This window comes from Streptomyces flavochromogenes, from assembly GCF_000717595.1.
Taxonomy (GTDB): domain Bacteria; phylum Actinomycetota; class Actinomycetes; order Streptomycetales; family Streptomycetaceae; genus Streptomyces; species Streptomyces flavochromogenes.
Genome location: NZ_JNZO01000021.1, coordinates 142,094 through 159,551 on the forward strand (window position 1 = coordinate 142,094; position 17,458 = coordinate 159,551).

Annotated in this window: 15 protein-coding genes; 9 read left to right on the plus strand and 6 right to left on the minus strand. The window is 72.9% G+C overall.

Going from position 1 to position 17,458, the window contains the following annotated elements:
- Positions 1 to 41: 41 nt before the first annotated feature.
- On the minus strand, positions 42 to 1,733 hold the full coding sequence (gene murJ / locus IF00_RS0125625; protein ID WP_030321848.1) for a murein biosynthesis integral membrane protein MurJ: 1,692 nt from the start codon (positions 1,731 to 1,733) through the stop codon (positions 42 to 44).
- Positions 1,730 to 2,905 carry a lipid II:glycine glycyltransferase FemX gene (locus IF00_RS0125630; protein WP_030321850.1) on the minus strand — a complete coding sequence of 392 codons (1,176 nt, stop codon included), beginning with the start codon at positions 2,903 to 2,905 and terminating at the stop codon, positions 1,730 to 1,732. The genes murJ and IF00_RS0125630 overlap by 4 nt, the downstream gene beginning before the upstream one ends.
- 207 nt (positions 2,906 to 3,112) lie before the next feature.
- Here IF00_RS0125630 and IF00_RS0125635 point away from each other — a divergent pair, with 207 nt between their 5' ends.
- A complete protein-coding gene (locus IF00_RS0125635; RefSeq protein WP_030321852.1) occupies positions 3,113 to 4,291 on the plus strand; it encodes a L,D-transpeptidase family protein in 1,179 nt (392 codons plus the stop codon).
- Between the two features lie 19 nt (positions 4,292 to 4,310).
- On the opposite strand, the gene IF00_RS0125640 is transcribed toward IF00_RS0125635, so the two are convergent.
- A complete protein-coding gene (locus IF00_RS0125640) occupies positions 4,311 to 4,979 on the minus strand; it encodes a pirin family protein (protein ID WP_030321854.1) in 669 nt (222 codons plus the stop codon).
- A gap of 221 nt (positions 4,980 to 5,200) precedes the next feature.
- Between IF00_RS0125640 and IF00_RS0125645 the strand changes: the two genes are divergently transcribed.
- From IF00_RS0125645 to fabF, 5 genes are all read left to right on the plus strand, one after another.
- A complete protein-coding gene (locus tag IF00_RS0125645) occupies positions 5,201 to 6,382 on the plus strand; it encodes a PucR family transcriptional regulator (protein WP_030321855.1) in 1,182 nt (393 codons plus the stop codon).
- Between the two features lie 89 nt (positions 6,383 to 6,471).
- The gene (locus tag IF00_RS0125650) at positions 6,472 to 7,389 is read left to right on the plus strand and encodes an ACP S-malonyltransferase (RefSeq protein WP_030321857.1); all 918 of its coding nucleotides are present in this window, start codon (positions 6,472 to 6,474) and stop codon (positions 7,387 to 7,389) included.
- An 18-nt stretch (positions 7,390 to 7,407) separates the two neighbouring features.
- Complete coding sequence (locus tag IF00_RS0125655) at positions 7,408 to 8,478, plus strand: ketoacyl-ACP synthase III (RefSeq protein ID WP_030321859.1); 1,071 nt, start codon at positions 7,408 to 7,410, stop codon at positions 8,476 to 8,478.
- Positions 8,479 to 8,534: 56 nt separating this feature from the next.
- Entirely contained in the window at positions 8,535 to 8,783 is a 249-nt protein-coding gene (locus tag IF00_RS0125660) for an acyl carrier protein (RefSeq protein ID WP_030321861.1), read from the plus strand.
- A gap of 79 nt (positions 8,784 to 8,862) precedes the next feature.
- Positions 8,863 to 10,125: a beta-ketoacyl-ACP synthase II gene (gene fabF / locus IF00_RS0125665; RefSeq protein ID WP_030321863.1), complete on the plus strand. Its 1,263-nt coding sequence runs from the start codon at positions 8,863 to 8,865 to the stop codon at positions 10,123 to 10,125.
- Between the two features lie 490 nt (positions 10,126 to 10,615).
- Here the strand turns inward: fabF and IF00_RS0125670 are convergent, their stop codons facing one another.
- Positions 10,616 to 11,110, minus strand: a complete 495-nt coding sequence (locus IF00_RS0125670; RefSeq protein ID WP_030321864.1) for a DUF3145 domain-containing protein — start codon at positions 11,108 to 11,110, stop codon at positions 10,616 to 10,618.
- Positions 11,111 to 11,369: 259 nt separating this feature from the next.
- On the opposite strand from IF00_RS0125670, the gene IF00_RS0125675 reads away from it, so the two are divergent.
- Entirely contained in the window at positions 11,370 to 12,287 is a 918-nt protein-coding gene (locus tag IF00_RS0125675) for an SGNH/GDSL hydrolase family protein (protein ID WP_030321866.1), read from the plus strand.
- 58 nt (positions 12,288 to 12,345) lie between these two features.
- On the opposite strand, the gene IF00_RS0125680 is transcribed toward IF00_RS0125675, so the two are convergent.
- On the minus strand, positions 12,346 to 14,817 hold the full coding sequence (locus IF00_RS0125680) for a beta-glucosidase (RefSeq protein ID WP_030321868.1): 2,472 nt from the start codon (positions 14,815 to 14,817) through the stop codon (positions 12,346 to 12,348).
- Positions 14,818 to 14,967: 150 nt separating this feature from the next.
- On the opposite strand from IF00_RS0125680, the gene IF00_RS0125685 reads away from it, so the two are divergent.
- Complete coding sequence (locus IF00_RS0125685) at positions 14,968 to 15,543, plus strand: TetR/AcrR family transcriptional regulator (protein ID WP_030321870.1); 576 nt, start codon at positions 14,968 to 14,970, stop codon at positions 15,541 to 15,543.
- A 117-nt stretch (positions 15,544 to 15,660) separates the two neighbouring features.
- On the opposite strand, the gene IF00_RS0125690 is transcribed toward IF00_RS0125685, so the two are convergent.
- Positions 15,661 to 16,467 (minus strand): NAD(P)-dependent oxidoreductase, encoded by an 807-nt coding sequence (locus tag IF00_RS0125690; RefSeq protein ID WP_030321872.1) that lies wholly within the window; start codon positions 16,465 to 16,467, stop codon positions 15,661 to 15,663.
- 58 nt (positions 16,468 to 16,525) lie between these two features.
- On the opposite strand from IF00_RS0125690, the gene IF00_RS0125695 reads away from it, so the two are divergent.
- Positions 16,526 to 17,455 carry a LysR family transcriptional regulator gene (locus IF00_RS0125695; RefSeq protein ID WP_245234631.1) on the plus strand — a complete coding sequence of 310 codons (930 nt, stop codon included), beginning with the start codon at positions 16,526 to 16,528 and terminating at the stop codon, positions 17,453 to 17,455.
- Positions 17,456 to 17,458: the final 3 nt, after the last annotated feature.

Here is a 17,458-nt window from a genome sequence, read left to right on the forward strand (position 1 = left end):
GTATCCAAGGTCGAAGGGTCCCTCCTGCCGGAGGGGGTGGCTCAGGTGCGACGGGCGAGGCCGCGCAGTCGGCCGCTCCCGGCCCCGATGAGGGCCTGGACCTCGGTGAGCCGGAGGGGCTTGGCGAGGACGGCGAAGACGGTGAGGACGGTCAGCGCGCCGGCGATCCCGGAGGGTACGGCCCCGGCGGGACCGGTGAGGTCGGTGATGAGGAGCCCGTAACCGGCGGCGGGCACGGCGGCGAACAGCAGCCGCGCGAGCGCGGAGAGGGAGTCGCCGGAGGCCGGACCGCCCGTGCTCCCGGACGCCGGGTCGCTCCCGGACGCGGGGGCACTCGGGCCGCTGCCCTTGAGCCGCTTCCTCAGCACGTACGCCGTGAGGCCCCAGCCCGCCCAGAGCGCGAGCGTGTACCCGGCGGCCATGCCGGCGACGGCCCACCGGGTGGGCAGGTAGTGGAAGGCGGCGAACGACAGCCCCGCGTTGAGCCCGGCGATCAGCAGGTTCAGCAGGAACGGGGTCCGGGTGTCCCGCAGCGCGTAGAAGGCGCGGTTGCACACGTACTGCCCGGAGAGCGCGACGAGGCCGGGCGCGAAGGCCATCAGGATCCAGGACATCGCGCGGATGTCGTCGCCGCTGGTCGCCCCGTACCGGAAGACGACCGTCATCAGGGGGACGGCGAGCGCGAGGAGGGCGCAGGCCGCCGGGACGACGGCGGCCTGGCTGGTCCGCAGGGCGTACGAGACGTCCCGGCGGACCCCCGCGAGGTCGCCGTCGGCGGCCGCGGCGCTCATCCGGGGCAGCAGCGCGGTGACGAGGGAGACCGTGATGATGCCGTGCGGGACGGACCACAGCAGATAGGCGTTGTTGTACGCGGCGAGGCCGCCGCCGCTGACGGTGCCGCCCGCCGAGGTGGCGAGCAGGGTGGTCACCCAGTACGCGCCCTGGTTGGTGAGGACGAGCAGGACCAGCCAGCCGGCCGAGCGCAGCGGTGTGGCGAGGCCGCTGCCGCGCCAGTCGAAGCGGGGCCGCCAGCGGAAGCGGGCGGCCCGCAGCGAGGGCACGAGGGCGAGTGCCTGGAGCACGATGCCGGCGGTGGTGCCCCAGCCGAGCAGGGCGGTCTCGCCCGGGGTGAGGGCGCCGCCGTCGCTGACCACGAGGAACAGGGCGAAGACGGAGACGACGACCACGTTGTTGAGGACGGGGGTCCACATCATGGCGCCGAAGCGGCCCCGCGCGTTGAGGACCTGTCCGAGGAGGGTGAAGAGGCCGAGGAAGAAGATCTGCGGCAGGCACGCGCGCGCGAAGGCGAGGGTCATCTCCCGCTGCTCGCCGACGTAGTCGGTGTACGTGTCGACGATCAGGGGCGCCGCGAACACCGCGCCGGCCGTGAGGGCGACGAGGGCGAGCGCGCAGAGGGTGAGCAGCCGGTCGGTGTAGGCGACTCCGCCGTCCTCGTGCTCCTTGGCGGCCTTGACCAGCTCGGGGACGAAGACGGCGTTGAGGGCGCCGCCGAGGAGCAGCGTGTAGATGATGGTGGGGACGGTGTTGCCGACCGCGTAGCCGTCGGCGACGGCAGCCGCGCCGAGCGCCGCGGCGACGACGGAGGCGCGGACGAAGCCGGTGGCCCGGGAGACGAGCGACCCGGCGGCCATGAGCGCGCCGCTGCGCAGCGCGGACGGCGTGGCCTTCGCCCGGCCCCTGCCGGGCCTTTCGGCGGTGAGCGTGGCCGTCATCGGCGGGCCAGATACGCCTGGAAGGCGCGGAACAGCGCGTGGTTGGTCGTGCCCTGCATCGGTGTCTCCCACTCCCCCAGCGTCTCGACGACCTGTCCGCCCGTACCGAGCTTCCAGCGGAGCAGCCCGTGGGCCCGGTCGCCCGGGTCGAGGGTGGAGGGTACCCCGCGCAGGTCGTAGACGGCGGCGCCGAGGGCGTGGGCGTCGAGCATCATGCGCCACTGGAGGGCGTTGGAGGGCCGGACCTCGCGGCGGTGGTCGGCGGAGGCGCCCGTCTGGTACCAGACGCGTCCGCCGACGGTGACCATGGTGTGGGCGGCGAGGACCTCGCCCTCGTGGCGGGCCAGGTAGAGCTTCATCCGGCCGGGGTGCTCGGCGTTGAGGACGGCGTACTGGCGCTCGTAGTACGCGAGGGAGCGGCCGAGCCGGAAGCCGTCGCGCTCCTCGGTGATGCGGAGCAGCCGGTAGAACTCGGGGAGGTCGGCGGCGGATCCGACGGTGATCTCGACTCCGGACTTGCGGGCCTTGCGGACGTTGCGGCGCCATTCCTGGTTGAGGCCGGTCCACAGGTCGTCGGGGGTGCGCCCGGTGAGCGGCACCTGGAAGACGTGCCGGGGCTGGGCGTCGGCGCCGTCCTCCGACTCCCCGCCGCAGCGGCGCCAGCCCCGGGCGCGGAGCCGTTCGGCGACGGCGGTCCCCAGCGGGTCGACCTCGTCGGCGAGGACGTCGGAGAGGCGGCGGCCGGGCCCGGTGGCGGCCTTGACGGTGGCGGCGCTCCACCGCCGGTAGGCGGGACCGGGGCCGATGCGTACGGCGAAGGCGCCGCAGGAGCGGAGATGGCCGAGGAGCGGGCCGAGCCAGCTGTCGATGTCGGCGTCGGCCCAGTCGGCGACGGGGCCTTCGGGCAGGTAGGCGAAGTACTTGCGGGTGCCGGGGAAGGGTCGCAGGAGGACGAGGGCGACGCCGGTGAGGTCACCGGACTCCGGTCCCCAGCCGATCAGTTGGTGCTGCCAGCCGTCCTTCACCTGGGCCCAGGCCGGGACTTGGAGGAAGCTGGGCCCGTCCGCACCGGAGCGGGACGCGAGGAAGGCGCGGTAGACCTCGGGGGTCACGGGGCCGAGCCGCAGGGCGCGGCGCTCGGTGGGTGCGGCCGTCACGAGCAGGGCTGACACAACGGGAGCCTCCTTGTTCCGCCCCTCGGTGGTGGGGCGCACAGCAGGCTCACAGCCGAATTCGACGGAGTCGCGCGTCGTATGTGACCGGACGATGACCGTTTTGCCGCAGCCCTTGTCATACGGGCCTCGGGCCCCCGTGCGGCGCGGGGAGCGACCTACAGTCCGAAACATCCCACTGGCTCCTCATCACTGCGGAGGTCTCCCGTGCTGCGAATACGCGCACCCCGTCCCGTTCTCGCGGCAGTCGCGCTGACCGTCTCGCTGACGGCCTGTACGGCTCAGGCGGCGAGCGGTCCCGAGGGAGCCGGAGGTCCCGCGGCGGACGCGCCGAAGGCCCCGCCGGCGAAGGTGACGGTCGTGGAGCCGGCGGCCGGCGCCCCGGTGACGGTGACCGCGACGGGCGGCACGATCTCCGAGGTGAAGGTCGTGGACGCGGACGGCGGTGCGCTCGCGGGGCGCGCGGCCGCGGGCGGCACCCGGTGGGTCTCGGACCGCAAGGCGGCGCCGGGCACCGCGTACACGGTGGAGGTCACCTCGCGTACGGCCGACGGCAAGGAGTCGACCACCCGGTCGTCCTTCGAGACGGCCGAGGCGGACAAGGTCAACAAGCTGACCCTCGCCCCCGGCAAGAACACCACCGTCGGCATCGCCCACCCCGTCTCGATCGTCTTCGACCTGCCGGTGACGAAGAAGGCGGACGTGGAGAAGCAGCTCAAGGTGACCACCTCGAACGCGACCGAGGGTTCCTGGGGCTGGGTCAAGGACTACTCGGGCCGGGACAGGGCGGACTGGCGCCCCCGCACGTACTGGAAGCCCGGTACGAAGGTCACCCTGGAGGCGGATCTGAACGGCACCGACTCGGGCGGCGGTTGGTTCGTACGGGACTACCGCACCGGCTTCACGGTCGGGGCGGCGCAGGTCGTCAAGGTCGACCTGGACCGCCACAGGCTGACCCTGGCCAAGGAGGGCCGCACGGTCCGTACGATCCCGGTCTCCGGCGGCACCCCGGGCGGCGACAAGCGGTCGTGGCGGGGCACGGCCGTGCTGATGGCGAAGGAGGGCACCATCAACATGAACTCGGAGACGGTCGGGCTCGGGGACGCCTACGACAAGGACGTCGACTACTCGATGCGGCTGACCTGGTCGGGAATGTACGCGCACGCCGCCCCGTGGAACGCCCGGTACTTCGGCAACGCCAACATGAGCTCCGGCTGCATCGGCATGAGCGACGCCGACGCGGCGTCCTTCTACGGCGCGGTGAACGTCGGCGACCCCTTCGAGATCACCGGCAAGGACACCAAGGGCACGGTCGCCGAGGGCAACGGCTACGGGGCGTGGAACCTGAGCTGGGAGCAGTGGAGGAAGAAGAGCGCGCTCGCCTGAAGGACGGGCCCCCGGTCGTTCAGCCGAGGGCCTTGCGCCAGTCCCGCATCTCCCAGATCAGGACCTCCGCACCGGTCGTGGCGACGAGGGTGCGACCCCGGGCATCGGTGATGCGGGCGGCGTCGCCGGGGTGCAGCAGCTCCTCGTCGAGCCCGACCGTGCCCCGCACGACATGGACGTACACGAAGTCGGCGGCCGGTACGGCGACCCGCCCGCCCGCCGCGGGGCGGCGGACGTGCAGCCGCGCGTCCGCCTCCGGGAGGTCGTACGGCTCCCTGATCCCGCGCACCACCTCGTACGAGGGCTCCCCGCCCGGCGACAGCGGTGCGAGCCACATCTGCACGAAGACGAGCGGCACGCCGGCGTCGTTGCGTTCGACGTGCCGGACTCCCCCGGCGGAGCTCAGCCGCTGGAGGTCGCCGGGGCGGACGACCGTGGTGTGTCCGGCCGTGTCGTGGTGGGTGAGCTCCCCCTCGACGACCCAGGTGACGATCTCGGTGTGGCTGTGCGGATGCTCGTCGAAGCCCGCGCCGGGCGCCAGCCGCTCCTCGTTGCAGGCGAGCAGGGCGCCGAAGCGGAGGTTGTCGGGGTCGTAGTGCGGCCCGAAGGACAGGGCGTGCCGGGTCTCGATCCCGGCGGCCCGGTCGCCCCCGGGGTACCGCTCCCCCGCGCGCTGGATGCGTATCACGGGCCCTACGGTAGTGCGGCCGCCAAGGGCTGTGACCGGGTTCCGTCGGGAGGCGCCCCGGGCCGTACCCGGGCTTCGTGGGGAAGCGCTCCCGGGGCCGTACCCGGGTTCCGTCGCGAGGTGCCCCCGGGGGTTCCGGCAGGGCCGGGGCCTCGGGCCCGCCGGAGACGAACCCGCCCCGACCCCGCACACTGCCGTCCCGATAAGGCAGTCTTGTCCCCGTGCCAGAACCCACGAACGCCCCTCACCCGCACGCCGCGACCCTGAAGCGCCTCGAACAGTCCTCCGGGCGGCTCGCCGCCAACGCCATTGCCCGCATGGACGAGACGCTGCCGTGGTACCGGGCGATGCCGCCCGAGAACCGGTCGTGGATCGGCCTGGTCGCCCAGGCAGGTATCGCCGCGTTCACCGAGTGGTTCCGGCACCCGGAGACCCCGCAGGCCATCTCGACGGACGTCTTCGGCACCGCGCCCCGCGAGCTGACCCGCGCGATCACCCTGCGCCAGACCGTCGAGATGGTGCGAACCACCATCGAGGTCATGGAGACGGCGATCGAGGAGGTCGCCGCCCCCGGCGACGAGTCCATCCTCCGCGAGGCGCTCCTCGTCTACGCCCGGGAGATCGCCTTCGCGACCGCCCAGGTGTACGCGCAGGCCGCAGAGGCCCGGGGCGCCTGGGACGCGCGCCTGGAATCGCTCGTGGTCAACGCGGTCCTCTCCGGCGAGGCCGACGAAGGCGCGGTCTCGCGTGCCGCGGCGCTCGGCTGGAACTCCCCGGACCATGTGTGCGTGATCCTCGGCACGGCGCCCGACGGCGACAGCGAGCTGACCGTCGAGGCGATCCGCCGCGCGGCACGGCACGCCAAGCTCCAGGTCCTCACCGGCGTCCTCGGCAACCGCCTGGTCGTCATCGCCGGCGGCAACGACAATCCACTGGCCGTGGCGAAGGCCCTGATCGGCCCGTACGCGGCCGGCCCGGTCGTCGCGGGCCCCGTCGTCCCCGACCTGCTGGCCGCCACGCGCTCCGCGCAGGCCGCCGCAGCGGGCCTGAAGGCCTGCTCGGCCTGGCAGGACGCTCCCCGCCCCGTCCTCGCGGACGATCTCCTGCCGGAGCGCGCCATCGCCTCCGACCCTTCGGCGCGCGAGCAGCTGGTGGAGGAGATCTACAGACCGCTGGAAGAAGCGGGCTCGGCGCTGCTCGAAACTCTCAGTGTCTATCTGGAGCAGGCCAGCAGCCTGGAAGGCGCGGCCCGCATGCTGTTCGTACACCCCAACACCGTGCGCTACCGGCTCCGACGTGTGACCGACGTCACCGGCTGGTCACCCTCTGATGTGCGTTCCGCGTTCACGCTGCGGATCGCGCTCATTCTCGGACGCTTGGCCGACGGAGATCAGCAGTCCTAGACTTTTGTCGAACACCAACAATTCCCCCGACGGTTCTTCGTCCCTGTCCCCACGGGCGCTCGGAGCCGTCCGCAAGAGAGAGTGTGAGGGTGCTCGTACTCGTCGCTCCCGGCCAAGGCGCCCAGACGCCCGGCTTCCTGACTCCCTGGCTCGAACTCCCCGGCGCCGCCGACCGCATCGCGGCCTGGTCGGACGCCATCGGGCTCGACCTCGCCCACTACGGCACGAAGGCGGACGCGGACGAGATCCGTGACACCGCCGTGGCCCAGCCGCTCCTCGTCGCCGCCGGTCTGCTGTCCGCCGCCGCCCTCGGTGACGTGGCGCCCGGCATCGTCGCCGGTCACAGCGTCGGCGAGTTCACCGCCGCCGCGTTCGCGGGCGTCCTCGACGACACCGCCGCGCTGCGTCTCGTCCGGACCCGCGGGCTCGCGATGGCCGAGGCCGCCGCGATCACCGAGACCGGCATGTCCGCGCTGCTCGGCGGCGACCCCGAGGTCACCGTCCCGCACCTGGAGAAGCTCGGGCTGACCGCGGCCAACGTGAACGGCGCGGGCCAGATCGTGGCCGCCGGCACCATGGAGCAGCTGGCCGCCCTGGAGGCGGACAAGCCCGAGGGTGTCCGCCGGGTCGTCGCGCTCAAGGTCGCCGGTGCCTTCCACACGCACCACATGGCCCCGGCCGTGGCCAAGCTGGAGGCGGCGGCGAAGGAGCTGTCCCCGGCCGCCCCGACCACCCGCTACGTCTCGAACAAGGACGGGCAGGTCGTCACCGACGGCGCCGAGGTCGTGGCCCGCCTGGTCGGCCAGGTCGCGAACCCGGTCCGCTGGGACCTGTGCATGGAGACCTTCCAGGCGCTCGGCGCGACCGCGCTGATCGAGGTGTGCCCCGGCGGCACCCTGACCGGCATCGCCAAGCGCGCCCTGCCGGGCGTGTCCACGGTCGCCCTCAAGACTCCCGACGACCTCGACGCGGCCCGTACGCTCATCGCTGAGCACGCGGCCGTCTGACAAGGAGTGTCGAGAAGCATGTCGAAGATCAAGCCCAGCAAGGGCGCCCCGTACGCACGGATCCTCGGTGTCGGCGGCTACCGCCCCACCCGGGTCGTGCCGAACGAGGTGATCCTCGAGACGATCGACTCGTCCGACGAGTGGATCCGCTCGCGCTCCGGTATCGCCACCCGCCACTGGGCCTCGCCCGAGGAGACCGTCGCCGCCATGTCGGTGGAGGCCTCGGGCAAGGCCATCGCCGACGCCGGGATCAACCCCGAGCAGATCGGCGCCGTGATCGTCTCCACGGTGTCGCACTTCAAGCAGACCCCGGCCGTCGCCACCGAGATCGCCGACAAGATCGGCGCCGGGAAGCCGGCCGCGTTCGACATCTCCGCCGGCTGCGCGGGCTTCGGCTACGGCCTGACGCTCGCCAAGGGCATGATCGTCGAGGGCTCCGCGGAGTACGTGCTCGTGATCGGTGTCGAGCGGCTCAGCGACCTGACGGATCTGGAGGACCGCGCGACGGCCTTCCTGTTCGGCGACGGCGCCGGTGCCGTGGTCGTCGGCCCCTCGGACGAGCCGCACATCGGCCCCACCGTCTGGGGTTCCGAGGGCGACAAGTCCGAGACGATCAAGCAGACCGTGCCGTGGAACGAGTTCCACCCCCAAGCTCTCGGCTCCGCTCGAGCAGGGGGGACCCCCTCCGGCGATGTCTCGAAGCTGCCGCTCAACCAGCAGGGCGAGATCAAGTTCCCCGCCATCACGCAGGAGGGTCAGGCGGTCTTCCGCTGGGCCGTCTTCGAGATGGCCAAGGTCGCCCAGCAGGCCCTGGACGCCGCCGGAATCTCGGCGGACGATCTGGACGTCTTCATCCCGCACCAGGCGAACATGCGGATCATCGACTCGATGGTGAAGACGCTGAAGCTGCCGGAGCACGTCACGGTCGCCCGTGACGTCGAGACCACCGGCAACACGTCCGCGGCCTCGATTCCGCTCGCCATGGAACGACTCCTGGCGACCGGCAAGGCGAAGAGCGGCGACACGGCGCTCATCATCGGTTTCGGGGCGGGTCTCGTCTTCGCCGCGACGGTCGTTACCCTCCCCTAGGCACTCCGGTTCTCCCGGAAGCCTTTTCACAAGTAATCACAAGAAGGAGCGCCACCATGGCCGCCACCCAGGACCAGATCGTCGAAGGCCTCGCCGAGATCGTCAACGAGATCGCCGGCATCCCGGTCGAGGACGTCCAGCTGGACAAGTCCTTCACCGACGACCTGGACGTCGACTCGCTCTCCATGGTCGAGGTCGTCGTCGCCGCCGAAGAGCGCTTCGACGTCAAGATCCCGGACGAGGACGTCAAGAACCTCAAGACGGTTGGCGACGCTGCCGACTACATCCTGAAGAACCAGGCCTGATTCGGCCCTCGCTGACTCGGTCCGCCACCCGGCGGTGGCGCCGTATTCCGACCATCACACACATGGAGAACGAATTCCTGTGAGCTCGACCAATCGCACCGTGGTCGTCACCGGTATCGGCGCAACCACACCGCTGGGTGGCGACTCCGCGTCGACCTGGGAAGGTCTTCTCGCGGGGCGCTCCGGCGTCCGGCCCCTGGAGGGCGAGCGCTTCGCCGAACTGCCCGTGCAGATCGCCGCGACCGCCGCCGTCGACCCCGGTGACGTCCTGCCCCGCCCGCTCGCCCGCAAGCTGGACCGCTCGGCGCAGTTCGCGGTGATCGCGGCCCGTGAAGCCTGGGCCGACGCGGGCTACACCGCCCCCGCCGGCGAGGACGCGTCCGTCGCGCCCGAGCGGCTCGGGTCGGTCATCGCCTCCGGCATCGGCGGCGTAACGACTCTGCTCGACCAGTACGACGTGCTGAAGGAGAAGGGCGTTCGCCGCGTCTCCCCGCACACCGTGCCCATGCTCATGCCGAACAGCCCCTCCGCGAACGTGGGCCTGGAGGTGAACGCCCGGGCGGGCGTCCACACCCCGGTCTCCGCGTGTGCGTCGGGTGCCGAGGCGATCGGCTACGCCGTCGAGATGATCCGCACCGGCCGTGCCGACGTGGTCGTCGCCGGCGGTACCGAGGCCGCGATCCACCCGCTGCCGATCGCCGCCTTCGCCAACATGATGGCGATGTCCAAGAGCAACGACGAGCCGACGAAGGCCTCGCGTCCCTACGACACCGGCCGTGACGGCTTCGTCCTCGGCGAGGGCGCGGGCGTCGTGATCCTGGAGTCCGAGGAGCACGCGAAGGCCCGCGGCGCCCGGGTCTACTGCGAGGTCCTCGGCCAGGGCCTGTCGGCCGACAGCCACCACATCGCGCAGCCCGAGCCGACCGGCCGGGGCATCGCCGCCGCGATGCAGAACCTGCTCGACGCCACGGACCTCAAGCCGTCCGAGGTCGTCCACCTCAACGCGCACGCCACGTCGACGCCGCAGGGTGACGTCGCCGAGATCAAGGCGCTGCGGAAGGTCCTGGGCGACGACCTGGACCACGTCGCGATCTCCGCGACGAAGTCGATGACCGGTCACCTCCTCGGCGGCGCCGGCGGCATCGAGACCGTCGCGACGGTCCTGGCCCTCCACCACCGCCTGGCCCCGCCGACGATCAACGTCGACGAGCTGGACCCGGCGGTCGACGCGGACATCGTCCGCGACGAGCCCCGCGAACTCCCGCAGGGCACGATCGCCGCGATCAACAACTCGTTCGGCTTCGGCGGCCACAACGTGGTCCTGGCGTTCCGCACGGTCTGAACGCGACACGTCTGACATACGACGGAGGCCCGATTCCCCACCACCCCGGGGGGTCGGGCCTCCGCCATGCCCGGCGGACGGAGTCCGCCACAGCGCCCCGAAGCCCGCGAAGCGGCGCGAGGGGCGCACGGAGAAGAGGCCAACTCGTTCGGCTTCGGCGGCCACAACGTGGTCCTGGCGTTCCGCACGGTCTGAACGCGACGCGTCTGACATACGACGGAGGCCCGATTCCCCACCCCGGGGGGTCGGGCCTCCGCCATGCCCGGCGGACGGAGTCCGGCACGGGCGAGGGGCGCACGGAGAAGGCCCTTCTGATCCTCGTGGCCCCGGGATCCGCGACGGCCGGGCGTTCAGGCGCATTCGGCGCAGCACCATGACCTCCGCGCCGCCCCCCGAGGCCGGTCAGGACCGCCCCTCGCACCAGGGCGGCACCGCCGGTCGGCCGGCGGTGTGCGGGAGCGCCGCGCCGTCGTTCGCCGGTGACGGTCGGTCAGACGACCTGATGCAGCCAGCGGACGGGGGCGCCCTCGCCCGCGTACCGGAATGGCTCCAGTTCGTCGTCCCAGGGCTTGCCGAGGAGCCGGGCGATCTCGGCCTCCAGTTGGGTCTCGCCCTGCGCGGAGCGCGCGAGCGCTGCCCGCAGCCGGTCCTCGGGGACCAGGATGTCCCCGTGCATGCCGGTGACGGCATGGAAGATGCCCAGGTCGGGGGTGGCGCTGTAGCGCTCGCCCTCGGCGGTGGGGCAGGGCTCCGCGGTCACCTCGAAGCGGAGCATCTGCCAGCCGCGCAGGGCGGAGGCGAGTTCGGAGGCGGTGCCGGTACGGCCCTGCCAGGAGAACTCTGCTCTCCAGGTGCCGGGGGAAGCCGGCTGGCGGATCCAGTCGAGCTGGACCCTCGCACCGAGGACACCCGCGACCGCCCATTCGACGTGCGGGCACAGCGCGCGCGGTGCGGAGTGAACGTACAGGACTCCACGTGTCGTCACCGGGACCTCCAGTGTGGGACGAGGTTCGCCTTTCCCAGCGGCCTCAGTAAACAGCATCAGGAGCAAAACGTCACAAACCTTCAAAAAGGGGACAGTATGTGACGTGATGTAATTTACCGGAGCCGGTCGGCAAAGGTGCCTCTGGTTCGACGGGGGAAAAGCTACCGTGCCGCGCCGTCATCGGTGTGACGTACGGTCGGTCCGGGGGCGGGTGAACACGAAGCTTTCACCCGCCAGGACGCCGAAGGAGGGGCCGGGGATGCGCGGCCGACGCAGAATCCGTACCGCTGTCGCCACCGCGACGGCGGCGCTGCTGTGCGCGGGAGCGCTGTCCGGCTGCACCGCCGGGGAGCCCGCGGCGAGCGCCCCGGAGGCGAGAACGACATCGAAGTCGGCCCCGAAGGCGGCTCCGAAACCGGCCCCGAAGCCGACCTCGCTGTGGGACGTCTCCCCCGCCTCCGTCGCCGCCGTCGGCGACTCCGTCACCCGCGCCTTCGACGCCTGCGCGATTCTCGCGGACTGCCCCGAGTCGTCCTGGGCGACGGGCACGGACACCGCCGTGAACAGCCTCGCGCTGCGCCTGCTCGGCCCGGAGAAGGCCGCCACCCACAGCTGGAACCTGGCGCGGACCGGGGCGCGGATGGCGGAGCTTCCGGAGCAGATGGCCGTGGCGGCCGCCGAACGGCCCGAGCTGGTCACGGTGATGATGGGCGCGAACGACGCCTGCCGGGCCACCCCGGCCCTGATGACCCCGGTCGCCGACTTCCGGACGCACTTCGAGACGGCGCTCGCCCGGCTGCGGAAGGACGCGCCGAAAGCGCAGGTGTACGTGGCGAGCGTGCCGTCCCTGATGCACCTGTGGTCCACGGGGCGGGTCAGCCCGATGGGCCTTGAGGTGTGGAAGCTGGGGGTCTGCGGCGCGATGCTGTCGGACGCGGAGGACCTGGGCGCCGCGGCGGAGCGGCGGCGCGCCGAGGTGCAGGACCGGGTGGTGGCGTACAACAGGGTGCTCTCGGAGGTGTGCGCGAAGGACGAGCGCTGCCGGTACGACGGCGGGGCGGTCTTCGGGTTCCGTTTCGACAGCGGGCAGTTGAGCCCCTGGGACTTCTTCCATCCGAGCAGGGACGGACAGGCGCGGCTCGCGGAGCTGGCGTACCGGCGGATCACGAAGGAGTGAGGGACCCCGGGGCGGTTGTCAGGTGCCGCCCCGGGGCCGGTCGTGAGGAGCCTCGCCGTCAGATCTCGACCGTGGTGGTCAGGCGGGCGTCCGTGAGGGAGTGCGCGGCCAGGACCTCGTAGGTTCCGGCGACGGGCGTCCAGTCGTTCGTCTCCTCGTCCCAGATCTCGAAGGCGCGGCGGGGCAGCTCGATCCGGGTCTCGACGGTCTCGCCGGGGCCCGCCGCGACGCTCGCGAAGCCGGCCAGCCAGCGGGCGGGGCGCTCCACGGAGTCGTCGACGGGTGCCAGGTAGACCTGGACGACCTCGCGGCCCGCGCGGTCGCCGGTGTTGGTGAGCCGGACGGTGACGGTATCGGGGCCGGCCGTCAGGGCGTCGTAGGACCAGGTCGTGTAGCCGAGGCCGTGGCCGAAGGCGTACGCGGGGACGGCGCCGGCCTTGTCCCAGGCCCGGTATCCGATGAACACGCCCTCGGCGTAGTGGAGTTCGCCCTCGGTGGGGGTGGTCTCGGTGACGGGGACGTCGGCGAGGGCGACGGGCCAGGTGGTGGGGAGGCGGCCGCCGGGCTCCTCGGCGCCGGTGAGGACGTCGGCGAGGGCGGCGCCGCCCTCCTGGCCGGGGAACCAGCTGAGCAGGACCGCGGCCACGTCCTCGCGCCAGGGCAGTGCGACCGGGGAACCGGCGTTGACGACGACGACGGTGTTCGGGTTGGCGGCGGCGACGGCCCGTACGAGGTCGTCCTGACGTCCGGGGAGGGCGAGGTCCTTGCGGTCGAAGCCCTCGGACTCGACGCGCTCGGTGGTGGCGACGACCACGACGGCGGTGTCGGCGGCGCGCGCCGCCTCGACGGCCTCGGCGATCAGTTCGTCGGGGTCACGTCGTGGACCGAGGTGGACGAAGGAGAACATGACGGCCGGCAGCGGGGCCGCGAACTCCTTGTCGAGGGTGTGGAGCAGGGACACCTCGACGGTCTCCCCGGCGGTGAGCGCGACCCTGGCGCGCTCGACCGGGGAGCCGAAGAAGGCCTCGAAGGGATCCGTCTCGGGGCCCATGGCCTGCACGCCCTCGTAGACGGTCTCGCCGTCGACGGTGAGGGTGTAGGCGCCGAGACCGCGGGTGCCGAAGGAGTGCTCGCCGGACTCGCGCGGGGTGAAGGTGCCGACGACCTCGATGGAGGCGAGGGCCTCGTGGGTGACGCCGGCCGGGAGGTCGTCGCCGATCCACTGGACCTGGCCGTTGGGCAGGGAGCCCTCGCCGAGCACGGCGCCGGAGGCGTCGCGGCAGCGGGCGCGGAGGGTGAACCCCTGATCGGCGGGCGCGAGTTCGTCGCTGGGGTCCGCACCGACGGTGAAGGTGAGCGCGCCCCCTTCGGGACCGGCCGCGAGGGCGGCGGCGAGGCCGTCCAACGGGGAGACGACGTGCTCGGGGAATACCTGGGCGGAGCCGCCGCCGAGGACGCGGGCGTCGCGGGCGGCGGCGCCGGAGAGGGCGACGGTCGCTCCTGCCGCGAGGGGCAGCGCGCCGTTCTCGTTGCGGACGAGGACGAAGCCGCGGCGGGCGATCTCGCGGGCGAGCGCGTCGCCGTCGAGAGCGGCCGGGGGTTCGGTGACGACCGGCGGGGCGCCTTCGAGGGCGCCGACGCGGGCGGCCAGCCGCAGGACGTTGCGTACGGCCGCGTCGACCGTGGACTCCTCGACCTCGCCGACGCGGACGGCGGCGGCGAGCGCCTCGCCGTAGACGGTCTGCGGGCCGGGCATGGCGACGTCGAGGCCGCCTTCGATGTCGCCGGTGGTGGAGCGGGCGGCCATCCAGTCGGAGACGTTGTAGCCGTCGAAGCCCCACTCGCCGCGCAGGACCTCGTTCACGAGGTGGCGGTGCTCGGTCATGGTCACGCCGTTGACCTGGTTGTAGGCGGTCATGATGCCCCAGGGGTGGGCGTTCTTGACGATGGCCTCGAAGGGGGCGAGGTAGAGCTCGCGGAGGGGGCGCGGGGCGATCCTGTTGTCGACGGTGAAGCGGTCGGTCTCGGCGTCGTTGGCGACGAAGTGCTTGACGGTGGTGCCGACGCCCCCGTCCTGGACGCCCTGGACGTAGCCGGTGCCGATGGCGCCGGTGAGGAAGGGGTCCTCGCTGTAGGCCTCGAAGTGGCGGCCGCCGAGCGGGGTGCGGTGGAGGTTGACCGTGGGCGCGAGCACGACGTGGACGCCCTTGCGGCGGGCCTCCTGGGCGAGGAGGCGGCCGGCGCGGCGGGCGAGGGCGGGGTCCCAGGCGGCGGCGAGCGCGGTCGGGGACGGCAGGGCGACGGACGGGTCGTCGGCGGTCCAGCGGACGCCGCGGACGCCGATCGGGCCGTCGGACATGACCAGGGACGTCAGGCCGATCTCCGGCAGGGCGGGCAGGGACCACATGTCCTGGCCGCCGAGCAGCCGGGTTCTGGTGTCCAGGTCGAGCTTGGCGAGTGCCGTCTCGACGGCCTCTTCCCGTGCGGCGTCCGCCTCTGCCCGTGCCGTGCCCGCGCTGGTCTCCGTCATGGCCGTACCTCCTCATTGACGTACCGATGACCCCGATGCCGTCATCGTGCCCCCACACACCTGTAGATCGGTAGGTGATGTTATCTCTTCGTTATTCTTGAGACGGGGTACGGTCCTGTCGGAAGCGACGATCTGAGAGGGGCCACGGCGATGGTGCGGGCCAGGAGCGAGGAGCGGCGGGCGGACATCCTGCGCGCGGCCCTCGAAGTGATCGCCGAGCGCGGCTACCGGGGCGCCAGCCTCGGCTCCGTCGCCGAGCGCGTCGGGCTCACCCAGCAGGGGCTCCTGCACTACTTCCCGACGAAGGACGCGCTGCTCGTCGCCGTCCTGGAGGAGCGCGACCGCTGGGACACGAGCGGCGGCCGGGACCGCGACGGCTGGCGTCTCGACCTGCTCGAATCGCTCGTCGAGTACAACGCGATGCGGCCCGGCATCGTGCAGACCTTCTCCGCACTGCTCGGCGAGAGCGTGACGGACGGGCACCCGGCGCGGGAGTTCTTCACCGAGCGGTACGCACTGGTGCGGGCGAACATGGCACAGGTGCTGCGCCTGGAGTTCGGCGACAGGCTGCCGAGCGGGCTGAGCCCGGAGCGCGCGGCGCCGCTCCTGACGGCGGTGATGGACGGCCTCCAGTACCAGTGGCTCCTGGACCCGGCGGCGGTGGACATGCCGGCCGCCTTCCGCGACTTCCTGCGTCTGCTGCACGGCGGCGGGTCGCGGCCGTAGCCGCGCATCGCCGCCTGGGCACAGGGGGCGCGGGCGCGGGGCCGACGGGATGCGAACCCGCGGGGTCCGGACGCCCGGTCCGGCGACCGGCCGCTCGCCCCGGGCCCGGGGGGGCCGCTAGCGGGCAACGGCCGACAGGTCCTCGCCGAGCAGGGCGGGATCCGCCGTGAGGGCGGTGTGGACGGCCCGCAGGACGGGGAGTTCCGTCACCGCGGTCGCCAGGGCGACGTCCTTGGCGGCGAGGGCGACCGGGAAGTGCGAGCCGGTGGCGGTGGCGCGGCCGACGGCTCCCGCCAGCGGCCCCTCGGCGAGGGTCCGCAGTGCCAGCTCCCTGGGCAGGCCGAGCGAACCGGCGAGGGCCAGGGCCTCGGCGACCAGGGCGACACCGCCGATGGCGGCGTTGATGAGGACCAGCTTGAGGGCGGCACCGGTGCCCGGGCCGCCGCACGGGGTGACCGTGCCCAGACGGTCGAGGACGGCGGCGACGGGAGCGGTGTCGCCACCCGCGAGGATCAGCAGCTTGCCCGCGGCGGCCCGGTCCACGCTGCCCATGACGGGCGCGTCGATCAGCGTGACCCCGTCGGGAAGCCGGGCGGCGAGGCCGCGGACGGCGTCGGGGCCGATGGTCGAGGTGTCGATCCAGTGGGTGCCGGGGCGCAGCGCCGGGACGATGGCGTCGGCGACGGCGAAGGCGGCGGCCGGGTCCGCAAGCATGGTGATGACGACGTCGGCCTCCCGGACGGCCTCTGCGGGGCTCGCGGCGAGGACGGCGCCATCCGCGACCAGCGCGTCCGCCTTGGCGGCCGTGCGGTTCCAGACGGTCGACGGGTGCCCCGCGTCGAGGAGTCGGCGGGCCATCGGGAGGCCCATGGAACCGAGGCCGATGAAGGCGATCTTCTGTCGCGTGCTGTCCGTGGCGTTCATGAGGACGACGCTAGGCCCGGCCCTCCCATGCGACAAGCGAATGTCTAGCATGGCAGCCATGCCCCATGGTCATGTCCTGTACGAGGTCTTCCTCGCCGTCGCCCGCGAGGGGTCCTTCACCGCCGCCGCCCGCGCCCTCGGCTACACCCAGTCCGCCGTCTCGCGCCAGGTCCAGGCCCTGGAGGACGAGACGGGCTCGGTCCTGTTCGAGCGGCTGCCGCGCGGGGTGCGCCCGACCGAGGCGGGCCGGGTGCTGCTGCCGCACGCCGAGGCCGTACGGGACCGACTGCTCGCGGCCCGGGCCGACCTCGTCGCGCTGCGCACCCTGGAGGGCGGGCTGCTTCGGCTCGGGTCGTTCTCCAGCGCCAACGCGGCGCTCGTCCCCCGTACGCAGGCCGCGTTCCGCACCCGGCATCCGGGGGTGACGGTCACCCGCACCGAAGGCCCGTCCGTGAAGCATCTGGGGCAGCTCGCCGCCGGGGAGCAGGACCTCGCGGTGGTCGCCCCGGCGCCGGCCACACCGCCGCCGGAGGGCGTGATGCTCCATCACCTCCTGGACGAACCGATGCTGGTGGCCCTGGAGCGGGGTCATCCGTACGCGGGCCGGCGGGCGGTGCGGCTGGCCGAGCTGGCCGACGAGGAGTGGATCGTCGGCGCCGAGCGACTGGAGGACACCCTCTTCCGCCCGGCCGTCGCCGCCGGGTTCCGGCCGCGTACCGGACTCCTCGCACACGACTGGATCGCCAAGCTCGGCGCGGTCGCCGCCGGTCTCGGCATCACCCTCGTCCCGGCGCTCGCGGCGGCGTCCGTCCCCCGGGAGGTCGCGCTCGTCACGATCCACCCGGACGACGTCCCGTACCGCCGGGTCTGTGCGGCGACCCCGCCGACGCCGACCGCCGCGGCGGCCGCCTTCCTGGGGCTGCTGCGGGAGACGGCGGAGGCGATGCGCCGGTCCCGGGGGTTACCGGGCGGCGGTCGGGCGGGATGATGG

Bases quoted from the DNA above. Each gene is read 5' to 3' on its own strand.
- murJ (WP_030321848.1), bottom strand. From the start codon at position 1,733: ATGACGGCCACGCTCACCGCCGAAAGGCCCGGCAGGGGCCGGGCGAAG.
- IF00_RS0125655 (WP_030321859.1), top strand. From the start codon at position 7,408: ATGTCGAAGATCAAGCCCAGCAAGGGCGCCCCGTACGCACGGATCCTC.
- IF00_RS0125660 (WP_030321861.1), top strand. From the start codon at position 8,535: ATGGCCGCCACCCAGGACCAGATCGTCGAAGGCCTCGCCGAGATCGTC.
- IF00_RS0125675 (WP_030321866.1), top strand. From the start codon at position 11,370: ATGCGCGGCCGACGCAGAATCCGTACCGCTGTCGCCACCGCGACGGCG.
- IF00_RS0125680 (WP_030321868.1), bottom strand. From the start codon at position 14,817: ATGACGGAGACCAGCGCGGGCACGGCACGGGCAGAGGCGGACGCCGCA.
- IF00_RS0125685 (WP_030321870.1), top strand. From the start codon at position 14,968: ATGGTGCGGGCCAGGAGCGAGGAGCGGCGGGCGGACATCCTGCGCGCG.
- IF00_RS0125690 (WP_030321872.1), bottom strand. From the start codon at position 16,467: ATGAACGCCACGGACAGCACGCGACAGAAGATCGCCTTCATCGGCCTC.
- IF00_RS0125695 (WP_245234631.1), top strand. From the start codon at position 16,526: ATGCCCCATGGTCATGTCCTGTACGAGGTCTTCCTCGCCGTCGCCCGC.